The organism is Pseudomonas ovata, from assembly GCF_003131185.1.
Taxonomy (GTDB): domain Bacteria; phylum Pseudomonadota; class Gammaproteobacteria; order Pseudomonadales; family Pseudomonadaceae; genus Aquipseudomonas; species Aquipseudomonas ovata.
Genome location: NZ_QFFU01000004.1, coordinates 34,032 through 48,563 on the forward strand (window position 1 = coordinate 34,032; position 14,532 = coordinate 48,563).

Genomic DNA, 14,532 nt, shown 5'->3' on the forward strand with positions numbered 1-14,532 from the left:
GACAAGCCTTTGACAGCCAACCAATTCAACAGGTTAAATCCCTTGGCACGCGCGGTGCATGGTCAAAGGCCAGCATCGATGTTTTCTCTTCAGCCTGACCCCGGAGTACCGCCCTTGGATGCCACCACCATCAACAGCCTGTTCCTGATCGGCGCGGTGTTGGTCGGGGCGAGCATCCTGGTCAGCTCGCTGTCCTCGCGCCTGGGCATCCCGATCCTGGTCATCATTCTGGCGGTCGGCATGGTCGCCGGCGTCGACGGCGGCGGGATCATCTTCAACGATTACGCCACCGCCTACCTGATCGGCAACCTGGCTTTGGCGGTGATCCTGCTCGACGGCGGGTTGCGCACCCGGGTCAGCAGTTTCCGGGTCGCACTGTGGCCGGCGCTGTCGCTGGCCACAGTCGGGGTACTGATCACCACGGTGCTGACCGGCATGGTCGCCGCCTGGCTGTTCGGCCTGACGCTGATGCAGGGCCTGCTGATCGGCGCCATCGTCGGTTCCACCGATGCGGCGGCGGTGTTCTCGCTGCTGGGCGGCAAGGGCTTGAATGAACGGGTTACCGCCACCCTGGAAATCGAGTCGGGCAGCAACGACCCGATGGCCGTATTCCTCACCGTGACCCTGATCGGCATGCTCGCCAGCGGCGAAACCGGCCTGCACTGGGGCCTGCTGGGCCACCTGATCCAGGAGTTCGGTATTGGCGGGCTGATGGGTCTGGGCGGCGGCTGGCTGATGCTGCAACTGGTCAACCGCATCAACCTGGCCGCCGGCCTGTACCCGATCCTGGTGATCGCCGGCGGCCTGGCGATCTTTGCCCTGACCAACGCCATCCACGGCAGTGGTTTTCTGGCCATCTACCTGTTCGGCCTGGTGCTGGGCAACCGCCCGATCCGCAGCCGCCACGGCATCCTGCACATGCTCGACGGCATGGCCTGGCTGGCCCAGATCGGCATGTTCCTGGTGCTGGGCCTGCTGGTCACCCCGCACGACCTGCTGCCCATTGCCATTCCGGCCCTGGGCCTGGCGCTGTGGATGATCCTGGTGGCCAGGCCGCTGTCGGTGCTGGTCGGCCTGCTGCCGTTCAAGGCCTTCCATGGCCGCGAAAAAGCCTTTATCGCCTGGGTCGGCCTGCGCGGCGCGGTGCCGATCATCCTCGCGGTGTTCCCGCTGATGGCCAAGCTGCCCAATGCCCAGCTGTACTTCAACCTGGCGTTCTTCATCGTACTGGTGTCGCTGCTGCTGCAAGGCACCAGCCTGCCGTGGATGGCCAAGCTGCTCAAGGTCACCGTACCGCCAGACCCGGCGCCGATCTCGCGCTCGGCGCTGGAGGTTCACATCACCAGCGAATGGGAGCTGTTCGTCTATCGCCTGGGCGCCGAGAAGTGGTGCATTGGCGCCGCCCTGCGCGAATTGAAGATGCCGGAAGGCACACGGATCGCAGCGCTGTTCCGCGGCCAGCAACTGCTGCACCCCTCAGGCAGTACCACGCTGGAAGTCGATGACCTGTTGTGCGTGATCGGTCACGAACACGACCTGCCGGCGCTGGGCAAACTGTTCAGCCAGGCGCCGCAACGCGGCCAGGACCTGCGCTTCTTCGGTGATTTTGTGCTCGAAGGCGATGCGCACCTGGGCGACGTCGCCGCCCTGTATGGTCTCAAGCTCGACGGCCTGAGCCCGGACATGCTGTTGGGCCAGTTCATCGTGCAGAAAAACCGCGGCCCGGCCATCGTCGGCGACCAGATCGAATGGAACGGCACCCTGTGGACCGTGGCAGTGACCGACGGCGACCGCATCGTCAAGGTCGGGGTCAAGTTCCCCGAAGGCACCCGCCCGGGACCGGCGCTGTTCCTCTGATCGCCACCTGCGCGGCCCTGGGTGCCCGGTAGGAGCGCGCTTGCCCGCGACCGGCTGCGTTAGCAGTCGTAAATTTTCAGCGTTTCATAGATCCCTGATGGGTTAGCAGTCGTACACTTGTGGCGTTTCTGAAACTTTGCGAGCGCTTCGCACTCGGTCGCCGGCAAGCGGGCTCCTACAGGTGTGAATTTTATAGCCAATAAAATCAATAAGTTATTTTTTGTTTGATGAGAGCCCGCTGTGTCTGCTGCGCGACGGCTGGCAAGCATTGCTTTAAACTGCGCCTCTTTCCGTTACTGCCCCCTGACCGGTGTCTATGCCTTCCTTGCGTGCGTTCCTGGTAGCCGCCATCCTCGGCCTGTGCCTTTCCACTTCTGTCACGGCGCTGGCCGCCGACCCGCCGAGCCGCGACAGCGTCCAGCAAAGCCTGGACAAGATCGGCGACCGCAAGCTGCCGGAGGCCGACCAGAAGGCGCTGCAGCAAGTGCTCGAGCAGACCCTGGCCTTTCTTTCCAGCCAGGACGACAGCCAGCAGAAACTGGCCGCCCTCAAGCAGCAACTGGAGCAGGCACCCAAGCAGGTGCTGGAAAACCAGCGCGAGCTGGAGCGCCTCAAGGCTAGCCAGGTGACGCCGGTGGCGCAGCGCTATGCCCGGCTCGACGTGCCGCAGCTTGAACAACTGCTCAGCGAGCGCAGCACCCAGCAGAGCGACCTGCAAAAGGCCCTGAACGATGCCAACAGCCTGATCCTCACCGCCCAGACCCGGCCGGAACGCGCGCAGACCGAAATCAGCAACAACCAGACCCGCACCCAGCAGATCAATGCCATCCTCAAGGCCGGCAAGGAAGGCGGCAAGACCCTGAGCGCCGACCAGCGCAACCTGTACAACGCCGAGTTGGCCTCGCTCAGCGCCGTCAGCCTGTTGCGCCGCCAGGAGCTGGCCGGCAACAGCCAGTTGCAAGACCTGGGCAACAGCCAGCACGACCTGCTGAGCGAAAAGGTCCAGCGCCAGGACCAGGAAATCCAGGACCTGCAGACCCTGATCAACGACAAGCGTCGTACCCAGTCGCAGAAGACCGTTGAAGAACTGGCGCTGGAAGCACAGAAATCCGGCGGCAGCAGCCTGCTGGCCACCGAAAGCGCGGCCAACCTCAAGCTCTCCGACTACCTGCTGCGCGGCACCGACCGGCTCAACGAACTGAACCAGACCAACCTCAAGACCAAGCAGCAACTGGACAACCTGACCCAGACCGACCAGGCGCTGGACGAGCAGATCAATGTGCTCAGCGGCAGCCTGCTGCTGTCGAAGATTCTCTACCGGCAAAAGCAGGCGCTGCCGCACCTGCAACTGGACCGTAACCTGGCCGATGAAATCGCCGACATCCGCCTGTACCAGTTCGAGCTCAACCAGCAACGCGAACAGATGAGCACGCCGCTGGCGTACGTTGAAAAACTGCTCACCACCCAACCGCAGGAGGAGATCACTCCGGCGCTGCGCCGCACGCTGATGGACCTGGCGGTCACCCGCAACGACCTGCTCGAACGCCTCAACCGCCTGCTGGCCTCGATGCTCAATGAGTCGATCACCCTGCAGCTGAACCAGAAGCAGCTGATCAGCACGGCCATCAGCCTGCGCGCCACCCTCGACGAGCAGATGTTCTGGATCCCCAGCAACAAACCGCTGGACGTGGAGTGGTTCCAGGGCATCGGCCCGCGCCTGCACAAACAGATCACCACCCTGCCCTGGACTTCGAGCATCAGCGAACTGTTCGAAGGCCTGACCCAGCACCCGCTGCTGTTCGTCCCGCTGCTGCTGCTGATCGGCGTGCTGACCTGGCGGCGCAATGCCCTGTACGCCAAGCTCAACCAGCTGCATGCCGACATCGGCCACTTCCGCCGCGATAACCAGTGGAAGACGCCGCTGGCACTGCTGATCAATATCCTCCTGGCCCTGCCCGTGGCGCTGGGCCTGGCCTCGTGCGGCTATGCCTTGCAGATCGATGCACGCGGGCAGAATGCCAACCTGGGCCTGGCGCTGCAGGAAGTGGCCTTGACCTGGCTGGTGTTCTACACCGCCTACCGGGTGCTGGCGCCGGGCGGCGTGGCGCAGCTGCATTTTCGCTGGGAACCGGTGCAGGTCGAGTTCCTGCGCCGCTGGATCCGCCGCCTGGGCCTGGTGGTGCTGGCGCTGGTGGCGGTGGTCGCCGTGGCCGAGCATCAACCGGCGGCGCTGGCCGACGATGTGCTGGGCATCGGCGTGGTACTCAGTTGCTACGCGCTGATGACCCTGCTGCTGGGCCGCCTGCTGCTGGCCAGCCCCACGCACCACAACGCCTCGCTGTTTCGCAAGGCACTGGGACTGGCCTTCACCGCCCTGCCAGCGGCGCTGTTCATCGCCGTGTGCTTTGGCTACTACTACACCGCGCTCAAGCTGACCGACCGGCTTATCGACACCCTGTACCTGTTGCTGCTGTGGCTGGTGGTCGAGGCCACGTTCATCCGCGGCCTCAACGTTGCGGCCCGGCGCCTGGCCTACCAGCGTGCCCTGGCCAAGCGCCAGGCGGCCCGGGAAAACGGCGACAGCGATGTGCCCGTCGAAGAGCCCAAGCTGGACATCGAGCAGGTCAACCAGCAATCGCTGCGCCTGATCCGCCTGGCCCTGATGTGCTTGTTCATCGGTGCGATGTACTGGGTCTGGGCCGACCTGATCACCGTATTCTCCTACCTGGACAACGTCACCCTGTACGAATACACCAGCGGCACCGGCGCCAACATGAGCATGGTGCCGATCAGCCTGGGCGACATGCTCGGCGCCCTGGTGATCATCGTCATCACCTTCGTGCTGGCACGCAACCTGCCCGGCCTGCTGGAAGTCTTCGTGCTGTCACGCCTGAGCCTGGCCCAGGGCAGCGCCTATGCCACCACCACGCTGCTGTCCTACACCATTGCCGGCGTGGGCTTCGTGACCACCCTGTCGACCCTCGGGGTCAGCTGGGACAAGCTGCAATGGCTGGTGGCTGCGCTGTCGGTGGGCCTGGGCTTCGGCATGCAGGAAATCTTCGCCAACTTCATTTCCGGGATCATGATCCTGTTCGAGCGTCCGGTGCGCATTGGCGACACCATCACCATCGGCAACCTGTCGGGCACGGTCAGCAAGATCCGTATCCGCGCCACGACCATCACCGACTTTGACCGCAAGGACATCATTGTCCCGAACAAGACCTTCATCACCGGCCAGTTGATCAACTGGTCGCTGACCGACACCGTGACGCGTGTGACCCTCAAGCTGGGTGTCGACTACGGCTCGGACCTGGACCTGGTGCGCAACCTGTTGCTGCAGGCCGCCCGCGAGAACCCGCGGGTGCTCAAGGAGCCGGAGCCGATCGTGTACTTCCTCAACTTCGGCGAAAGCACCCTGGACCACGAACTGCGCATGCACGTGCGCGACCTGGGCGATCGCAACCCGGTGCTGGACGAGATCAACCGCTTCATCAACCGCGAGTTCAAGAAGCAGAAGATCAACATCTCGTTCCGGCAGATGGAGGTCTACCTGAAGAACATCAACGGTGGCGAACTCAAGCTGGTGCCCCTCGACCCGGCCGGACAACCGGTCCCACCCGCCAAGGCCACCACGCCCCTGAACATCGACAAATCCCCGGTCACCCCCAAGGACGTGCCCGAGCCACCCGAGGCCAAACTGGATTGAACCCTATGCCGCCGCCCTGTAGGAGCGCGCTTGCCCGCGACCGGCTGCGTCAGCAGTCGTAAATTTGTAGCGTTTCGCAGATTTACAGTCGGAAATTTGCAGCGTTTCTGAAATTTTGCGAGCGCTTTGCGCTCGGTCGCGGGCAAGCGCGCTCCTACTGTGTAGCGGGTCATAACCTGAACGTCGCGACGATGGCGCTCAGGCGGCCGGCCTCGTTGTCCAGTTGGGCGCATGCCTGCAAGGTCGCAGCCAGGTTATCGGTGCTGTGTTCGTTCAGGCGGCTGATTTCATGCACGTCGCGGTTGAGCTGCTCCACGGCCGTCGACTGCTGCTCGGTCGCGGCCGCCACGGTGAGGTTGACGTCATCAATCTGACCGATGCGCGCCACCACCGCCTGCAGGCTGGCGCCGGCCTCAGTGGCCACCGCCACGCTGCGGCTGCCCATGTCATGGCTGACCAGCATGGTCTGCGCCGCCTGGGTGGCGCCTTGTTGCAGCGCCTCGATCACCCCGCGGATTTCCTCGGTGGCTTGCTGGGTGTGGTGCGCCAGGCTCCTGACTTCATCGGCCACCACGGCAAAGCCGCGCCCGGCATCCCCGGCCCGGGCTGCCTCGATGGCCGCGTTCAGCGCCAGCAGGTTGGTCTTGGCCGACACCGCCGAGATCACTTCCAGCACCTTGCCGATGTTCGAGCTGCGCGCATTGAGGTCCTCGATCTGCGCGCGGGTGTTTTCGATATTGCCTTGCAGGCGGCGCATCGTGCTCACCGTGTCCTCGACCAGCGTGCAGCTGGAGCTGACCTGCGTGCGTGCCTCGGACGCCTCCCGGGAAGCCGCCGAGGCACTGCCGGCGATGTTTTGCGCCGTGGCGCCCAGCTCCTCGATGGCGGCGGCAATGCTGGTGGTGTAGCCGGCCTGGCTGCGGGCCTTTTCCACCGACGAATTGGAGGCGCCCAGCACACTCCGGGTTGCCTGCTTCAGGGTCTGGGTGGTCGATGAGACCTCGCTGATCGACGCATGCAGGCGGTCGACAAAACGATTGAACCCCTGCGCCAGCAAGCCGAACTCATCCTGCGAGGCAATCGCGAGGCGCCGGGTCAGGTCGCCCTCGCCCTGGGCGATGTCCTGCATGGCCTGGCTGATCTGGCGCAAGGGTTTCATCAGCACACGCAGCGCCAGCCCCAGCAGCAGCAAGGTGACCAGCACCGCAATCACGGTGGCAATGATCGCCGCCTGACGAAACGCTGCCAGGCTGGCCAGCACCACGGGGCGGTCGAGGGCGATGCCGATGTACCAGTCCTGTGACGGCACACCCTTGATGGGTGCAAACAGGGTCAGTTTTTCGCCATCGGCCGCCGTGGCCTCGCTCAGTTGATCGGTCAATGCCGGGGCCTGGCCCATGAACAGGTCAGCCAGGGTCTTGCCGATCATGGCCTTGTCCGGGTGCACCAGGATCTTGCCGTCCTTGTTGACCATGAAGGCATAGCCACGGCCTTCGAACGCTTGCGCATTGAGGGTGCGGGCAATGGTCTCGATGCTCAGGTTGACGCCAAACACGCCCAGCACCTGTGCGCCTGCGCGAATCGGCACCGCCTGGCTGATGACCCGGTAATCGATGCCGACCCCGACATAGGGCTCGGTCATCACCGCACCCGACGCGATGGCGTCCTTGTACCAGGGCCGCTGGCGGCTGTCGTAGTCGGCGGGCATCTGCCGGGGCGGCTCGATATGAAAAGCGCCCTCGCGGGTGCCGACGTAACTGGCCACGAAGGTCTCCTGCAACACCGGTGTGCGCAGTGTTTCCAGCAGGCGGGCAGGCTCGGGATCGCGGCCGAGTTGCTCGGCCATGCCCTTGACCAGCAACAGCCGGCCGTCCAGCCAGCTCTGGATATCGTGGGCCATGGCACCGGCCAGGTTGCGCGTGCTGTGCTCGAGGCGCTGCAGGGTGTCATGACGCAGGCGCATATCGTTCAGGGCACAGAACACCCCGAACACCAGCATGATCACCAGCGAGGCGCTCAGCAGGACTTTCTGGTTGAACCCGAGAGGCTTCATCGGTTATTTCCTCGTGATGGCGTTCAGATCGACGCATGACTTGTAGGAGCCCGCTTGCCGGCGACCGAGTGCGGAGCGCTCGCAGAAATCTGCGAAACGCTGCAAATTTACGACTGCTGCGCAGCCGGTCGCGGGTAAACGCGCTCCTACCGGGTCCCATGTTTGCTGCAAGACAGCGTTGTGTCAGTGACACAGCTTGCCGGCGACCGAGTGCGGAGCGCTTGCAGAAATCTGCGAAACGCTGAGAATTTACGACTGCTGCGCAGCCGGTCGCGGGCAGAGCGCGCTCCTACGGGTTACCAGAGCGCCAGGGTGTAGCTCAGGATCAGGCGGGTTTCGTCCAGGTCATTGCCGAAGGTGGAGCGCACCGTGGCATTGCGCACCTTGAGGCCGACATTCTTCAGCGGCCCGCTTTGCACCACGTAGCCCAGGTCGGTGTTGCGCTCCCATTCCTTGCCGGTATTGCTGCCGGCAACGCGCACGTTGTCGCCGCTGACATAGCGGGTCATGAAGGTCAGGCCGGGGACGCCCAGGGCGGCAAAGTTGTAGTCGTAACGCACTTGCCAGGAGCGCTCCTCGCTATTGGCAAAGTCATTGATCTGCACAAAGTTGACCAGGTACGGGTCACTGTTGGCGATGTACGGAAACGGGTCGTCGCCGCTCATGCGCTGGTAGGCGGCGGTGAACACGCTGGCGCCCAGGGTGTAGGCCACCAGGCCGTTGGCTGCGCGGTTGTCCAGCGCGCGGAAGTTGCCATCTTCGGTACTTTTCGAATAACGCAAATCAAACTTCAATGACTGTTTATCGGCCAGGGGAATCTCATACACCACGCCACCGAAGTACTGCCGATAAACATCTTCCAGATTGCCGTAATAGGCACTGACACTCAGGGCCTTATTAAAGGCGTAGGTACCGCCACCAAATACAAACTCGTCACTGACCCCGCCCACGCGGTTACCGGTAAAGTCCTGGTAGTTTGACGAGCTGTTGAACTTGATCTGGGTCAACTTGCCGCCTTGCAGCGTCAGGTTGTCGATGTCCTTTGAGTTGAGTAATGCCCCTTCGAAGGTGGCCGGCAGCAGGCGCGTGTCGTTGCTCGACACCACCGGGGTGCGAAACGCCAGCGAGCCGACCTTGAGCACGGTTTCGGAAATCTTCGCCTTGGCCGTCAGGCCCAGCTTGGCGTATTCGTCCTGCGAGCCACGGCCATTGCGCGAGCTCAGGTCCGCCGGCAAGAGGCCCGTGCCACCGGAGCCATCGCCGCCATCGAGCTTGAACCCGACCATCCCCAGCGCATCGAGCCCCAGCCCCACGGTGCCGGCGGTGTAGCCCGACTCGAAACGCAACAAGGCGCCTTGCGCCCATTCGGCAGCGTGATCGCGCTGGGCCGTGGGCGGGCCGTTGCGAAAGTCGCGGTTAAAGTAGAAGTTGCGCAACTCCACACTGGCCTTGCTATCGGCCATAAAGTCCGCCGACGCCTCCAGTGGCAACAGGGACACACACGCACACGCGATCGCAACCGTCTTGGTCATCGACATTTGATTAACTCCTGAGAAGGGGCAGATTCAATCGAAACGCTTTTTTTATTTATAAGTAATGCGGGTAACTCGACACACGTACTCGCGGCAGCCGGCGGCCGCCGGACATGAAGTCCGACAGCGTGCTGGCCTTAAAACAACAGCGGTTTAAACAGTTTCAATACGGCCGATGAGCGCCTTGGCCTCGAAATAACGACCCGGTTGTTCCTTGATGACCAACCGCCCGGCACACGGCGCCAGGATCGAGGTTTCCATCTTCATCGACTCCATGACCGCAATCACCTGCCCGGCCTCGACGGCGGCGCCGTCTTCGACGACCCAGGCGTGCAGGTTGCCGGCCACCGGGCTGGCCACCGCCTGCGGGTCGAGCGCTTCGGCCGGCACGCTGTGGTCGCGGTCGCTGGCGGCCTGGTTCAGGCTCAGGCCACGCAATAGCGCGGCCGGCAGGCCCAGGTCGTGGCGCTTGCCGTCGATTTCGATAAAGGTGCGCAGCACCTCAGCGTCTGCCGCCGTGCCGCTGCGCGGGGCGATGGTGACCTGCTCGGCAAAGTCGGTCTCGATCCAGCGGGTGTGCACCGCAAAGGTATCGGGGGCGGTGAAGTCGCCGTGGGCCATGACCGCCTGATGGAACGGCAGCACGGTGGCCACGCCTTCGACCTTGAACTCGGCCAGCGCGCGGCGCGCCCGGCTGATCGCCTGTTCGCGGGTGGCGCCGGTGACGATCAGCTTGGCGATCATCGAATCGAAGTTGGGCGACACACGCGAACCTTCGACCACGCCGGTGTCCAGCCGCACGCCGGGGCCGGACGGCGCACGGAAGCGCTCGATGACGCCCGGCGTAGGCAGGAAGCCGTTACCGGCATCCTCGGCGTTGATGCGGAACTCGAAGCTGTGGCCGCGTGGCACCGGGGTGTCCTGGAACGACAGCGGCAAGCCTTCGGCCACGCGCAACTGCTCGATCACCAGATCGATGCCGCTGGTTTCCTCGGTCACCGGGTGTTCGACCTGCAGGCGGGTGTTCACCTCCAGGAACGACAAGGTGTCATCGCCGCTGAGCAGGAACTCCACGGTGCCGGCGCCCACGTAGCCGGCCTCGGCGCAGATGGCCCGGGCCGAGTCATGAATGCGCTGGCGCAATTCATCGCTCAGGAACGGTGCCGGTGCTTCCTCGATCAGCTTCTGGTTGCGGCGTTGCAGCGAGCAATCGCGGGTGCCGACCACGACCACGCGGCCATGACGGTCAGCGATGATCTGCGCCTCGATATGCCGCGGGCGGTGCAGGAAGCGCTCCAGGAAGCACTCGCCACGGCCGAAGGCAGCGACGGCTTCGCGCACCGCCGACTCGTACAACTCGGTGATGTCGTCCATCTGCCAGACCACTTTCAGGCCACGGCCGCCGCCACCGAACGCCGCCTTGATGGCAATCGGCAAGCCATGCTGCTCGGCAAAGGCGATCACCTCGGCCGCGTCACTGACCGGGTTGGCGGTGCCGGCCACCAGCGGCGCGCCGACCTTCAGGGCGATGTGCCGGGCCTGGACCTTGTCGCCCAGGGCATCGATGGTCGCCGGGTCCGGACCGATCCAGGTCAGGCCGGCGTCGAGCACGGCGCGGGCAAAGTCGGCGCGCTCGGACAGAAAGCCATAGCCTGGGTGCACGGCATCGGCGCCGGCGCGGGCGGCCACGGCCAGCAGTTTTTCGATGTTCAGGTAGGTGTCGCTGGAGCGCTCGCCTTGCAGGGCCCAGGCTTCATCGGCCACCTGCACATGCAGGGCGTCGATGTCGCCATCGGCATACACCGCCACCGAGGCCACGCCGTAGTCGCGGCAGGCACGGGCAATTCGAACAGCGATTTCACCACGGTTGGCAATCAGGACCTTTTTCATTTTTTCTCGATCTCGTCTGAAGAGGCTGGCAGCACCGGCTCGAAGGCACTCAGCGGATTGAAGCGAATTCGCGCATTGACCGGAATCTGCCCGGCCAGGTCGATGTGGTACGGGGCGACCACACCGATCACCGGATAACCGCCGGTCAACGGGTGGTCAGCCAGGAACAGCACCGGCTGGCCGCTGGGCGGCACTTGCAGGGCGCCGACCACGGTGCCCTCGCTGGGCAGCTCGCCCTGGATGGCGCGCTCCAGCGCCTGCTCGCCGGCCAGGCGAATGCCGATGCGGTTCGACTGTGGTGTCACCTGCCAGGTCTGTTGCGTCAGCAAGGCTTGTGCAGCCGGCGTGAACCAGTCACTGCGCGGCCCCATGATCACGTCCAGGGTGATGACTTCATCACGGTGCGGCATGGCAAACGCCGGTTGTTCGTCCAGCGCCACGGCCGGGCCGCCCGCCGTGTGTTGCAGGCCCAGGCGGTCGCCGGCGGCCAGAGGCGCAGGTCCTACCTGGGCCAGGGTGTCGGTGGACAGGCTGCCCAGCACCGGGGTCACGGCAAAGCCGCCGCGCACGGCCAGGTAACTGCGCAGGCCGGCGGTGGGTGCACCAAGGGTCAGCCGGTCGCCATTGTGCAGGCTGAACGGCGTGTACAGCGCCGGTTGCAGGCATTGGCCGCTGGCAGTACGCACCTCGACCGGTACCTGGGCGCCGGTAATGGCCACCACGGCATGACCGTGGCAGGTCAGGCTCAGGCCCCCCATCAGCACTTCCAGGGCGCCGGTGCCCGGCGCGTTGCCCACCGCCCGGTTGGCGGCGCGCAGGGCGCTGCGGTCCATCGCGCCGGAGGCCGACACGCCCTCGCCCGCCCGGCCTGGGCGGCCCAGGTCCTGCAGCAGGGTTTGCAGGCCCGGCGCGATGATCTCAAGGTAATCCTGCGTCACCTCGGACACGGGCAAGCGCTCTGCCACCGTTACCGACAGGCCGCCGGCCGGCAACGGCCCGGCGTCGCAAAAGCGCACGCGGTAGCCGGGCTGGAACAGCGCCGGCTCTTCGCGTGCCAGGTCCCACATCTTCAAGAGCGTTACGCCGATGATCTGCCAGCCGCCGGGGCTGGCCTGTGGATAAACACCGCTGAAGCCGCCGGCCAGCGCCACGGCACCGGCCGGAATGCGCGTGCGCGGGGTGCTGCGCCGTGGCACCACGAAGCCTGCGCCGCCGCTGAGGTAGGCAAAGCCCGGCGCAAAGCCGCAGAAGGCGACGTCGTAGTCACTGCCGGTGTGGCGCGCGATGACTTCCTTGACGCTGATACCCAGCTCGCGGGCGACATCATCCAGGTCTTCACCGTTGTAATGCACCGGGATTTCGATCAGCTTGCCCGCCTGACGGACCTTGCCGTTCAGGTCGCGTGCCGCGATCTGTGCGGCCAGCGCCTCGCGACTGATCGCACCCGGGCGAAAGCTCACCAGCAAGGTCCGCGCCGCCGGAACGATCTCCTGCACGCCGGCCACCGGCGTCTGCTGCAGGGAATCGAACAGGGCGAGGGTCTCGTCCAGGTTCGCCAGTTCAACCAGAAGTGCGTCCAGGCCGGCCGGATAGAAACGCATGATCCTCTCCTATTTGAGGTAATCGCTGTCGGGGCCCGATACAGGCCCCGGCGCGTGAATAATGGCAAAGAGTACGCTCATGCAGGTTGCCTCTGGCCAAATGCACGGATCTTCACGCCTGCGTTGTGCAGGCAGTCTTTCAGGGTACGGGCGATGGCCACTGCATAAGGGCTGTCGCCGTGCACGCAGATAGAGTCGGCCTGCAGCGCGATCACACGCCCGTCCACCGATTCGATCACACCCTCGTTGACCAGGCGCAGCATGCGTTGCGCAATCAGGTCAGCGTCGTGCAGTACCGCCCCTGGCCGCGAGCGTGACACCAGCGCGCCGTCGTCGGTGTAGGCACGGTCCGCGAAGGCCTCGGCCACGCATGACAGGCCGGCCTCACGGGCCCAGCCCAGCAACGGCGAATTGGCCAGGCCCACCAGCTTGAGCGCAGGGTCAAGGCGCAGCAGCGCCTCGATCACCGCCGCCGCCTGGACCGGGTCGCTGGCGATGGTGTTGTACAGCGCGCCGTGCGGCTTTACATAGCTCACCCGCGCCCCGACGCTGCGGGCCAGCCCTTGCAGGGCGCCAATCTGGTAGATCACATCGGCGGTCAGCTGTTCGGCCGGGATGTCCATGTTGCGCCGGCCGAAGCCGACCAGGTCCGGGTAGGCGACATGGGCACCGATGGCCACGCCGCGGGCGGCAGCAGCCTTGAGGGTGCGCAGGATCCCGGCAGGGTCGCCGGCATGAAAGCCGCAGGCCACGTTGGCACTGCTGACGAGTTCGAGGATCGCCGTATCGTCGCCCATGCTCCAGGCGCCGAAACTCTCGCCCAGGTCACTGTTGAGATCGATGGTTTGCATGGTCAGGTCTCCGTTGGAATCAGGCGGCGCCGATGAAGCCGACAGTGGCCATCATGAACATGGCCGCGATCAGAGAAGCTCTGTGTGCCTTTGTGAACTCACGGATGGTCTGTGTCACGGCGTTCGTCCTGCGTGGGTAATGACTCACCTCAGCAATGAGCGTGCCATCACTCTACCAGCCAGGCTCAAGCGTAGGAAAATACTGACAATATTGTTGAACAATCAATATTAGATAGCATGACCATCTGCACCATATTGTTACCCTTTAACTCAGGCATGCTACTTAATGAAGCACGCTGCTTGCTACTGGCCAAGCGCTCAGGGAACATCAGCACGGCTTTTCTTATTTCTGGATCCCTAATGAACGACGCTTCTTCTCCATTGCCCCGAACGCTTGGAGAATCCATCACTCAGGAAATGCGCAGGATGCTGGTCGAGGGCGAGCTGGTGCCCGGCCAGCGCTTGTCCGAAGCCGCCCTGGCCGAAAGCCTGCAGATTTCGCGCAATACCTTGCGCGAAGCGTTCCGGGTCCTGACCCAGGAAGGGCTGCTCAAGCACGAGCCCAATCGCGGCGTGAGCGTGGCGGTGCCCGACATGGCCTCGATCATCGACATCTACCGCATCCGCCGCTTCATCGAGTGCCAGGCCATCAGCCAGGGCAGCCCCCAGCACCCCGGCACGGTGCACATGCGCGAAGCGGTCGAAGCCGGCATGCGGGCCCGCGAGAACAAGGACTGGACCGCCGTCGGCACCGCCAACATGCGTTTTCATCGCGCCATCGTCGAACTGGCCGACAGCTCGCGGCTGGTCGCGTTCTACGGACAGATCTCGGCCGAGCTGCGCCTGGCCTTCGGCCGGCTGAAAAACCCCGAATTTTTGCATTCGCCCTATGTCGACATGAATGCGGCCATCCTGCGCACCCTGGAAGAGGGTCGGGCAGACGAGGCCAGCACCCTGCTCGAAGCCTACCTGGTGCAATCGGAACGTACCGTGCTGGCCGCCTTCGAGCGCAGCCTGAACCGCTAACTGGAGGCCGCACCCT

At 64.4% G+C, this 14,532-nt stretch carries 8 protein-coding genes; 3 read left to right on the forward strand and 5 right to left on the reverse strand.

The genetic code is table 11. From position 1 onward, the window contains the following. Positions 1-114 precede the first annotated feature (114 nt). Both DGA31_RS07175 and mscK read left to right on the forward strand, forming a co-directional pair. On the forward strand, positions 115-1,857 hold the full coding sequence (locus tag DGA31_RS07175) for a potassium/proton antiporter (RefSeq protein ID WP_056841369.1): 1,743 nt from the start codon (positions 115-117) through the stop codon (positions 1,855-1,857). A 316-nt stretch (positions 1,858-2,173) separates the two neighbouring features. Next, positions 2,174-5,563 (forward strand): mechanosensitive channel MscK, encoded by a 3,390-nt coding sequence (mscK, locus tag DGA31_RS07180; RefSeq protein WP_109512072.1) that lies wholly within the window; start codon positions 2,174-2,176, stop codon positions 5,561-5,563. A gap of 169 nt (positions 5,564-5,732) precedes the next feature. Here mscK and DGA31_RS07185 read toward each other — a convergent pair whose 3' ends face one another. The 5 genes from DGA31_RS07185 to DGA31_RS07205 all read right to left on the reverse strand — a co-directional run bounded on the left by DGA31_RS07185 (position 5,733) and on the right by DGA31_RS07205 (position 13,490). After that, entirely contained in the window at positions 5,733-7,616 is a 1,884-nt protein-coding gene (locus DGA31_RS07185; protein ID WP_109512073.1) for a methyl-accepting chemotaxis protein, read from the reverse strand. Positions 7,617-7,912: 296 nt separating this feature from the next. Beyond that, entirely contained in the window at positions 7,913-9,154 is a 1,242-nt protein-coding gene (locus DGA31_RS07190; RefSeq protein ID WP_109512074.1) for an OprD family porin, read from the reverse strand. A gap of 147 nt (positions 9,155-9,301) precedes the next feature. Then, positions 9,302-11,038, reverse strand: coding sequence for an acetyl/propionyl/methylcrotonyl-CoA carboxylase subunit alpha (locus DGA31_RS07195; protein WP_109512075.1), 1,737 nt, complete (start codon positions 11,036-11,038; stop codon positions 9,302-9,304). After that, entirely contained in the window at positions 11,035-12,639 is a 1,605-nt protein-coding gene (locus DGA31_RS07200) for a 5-oxoprolinase subunit B/C family protein (RefSeq protein ID WP_109512076.1), read from the reverse strand. The genes DGA31_RS07195 and DGA31_RS07200 overlap by 4 nt, the downstream gene beginning before the upstream one ends. 77 nt (positions 12,640-12,716) lie before the next feature. Next, complete coding sequence (locus DGA31_RS07205) at positions 12,717-13,490, reverse strand: LamB/YcsF family protein (RefSeq protein ID WP_109512077.1); 774 nt, start codon at positions 13,488-13,490, stop codon at positions 12,717-12,719. Between the two features lie 360 nt (positions 13,491-13,850). Here DGA31_RS07205 and DGA31_RS07210 point away from each other — a divergent pair, with 360 nt between their 5' ends. Next, entirely contained in the window at positions 13,851-14,516 is a 666-nt protein-coding gene (locus tag DGA31_RS07210; RefSeq protein ID WP_082481794.1) for a GntR family transcriptional regulator, read from the forward strand. Positions 14,517-14,532: the final 16 nt, after the last annotated feature.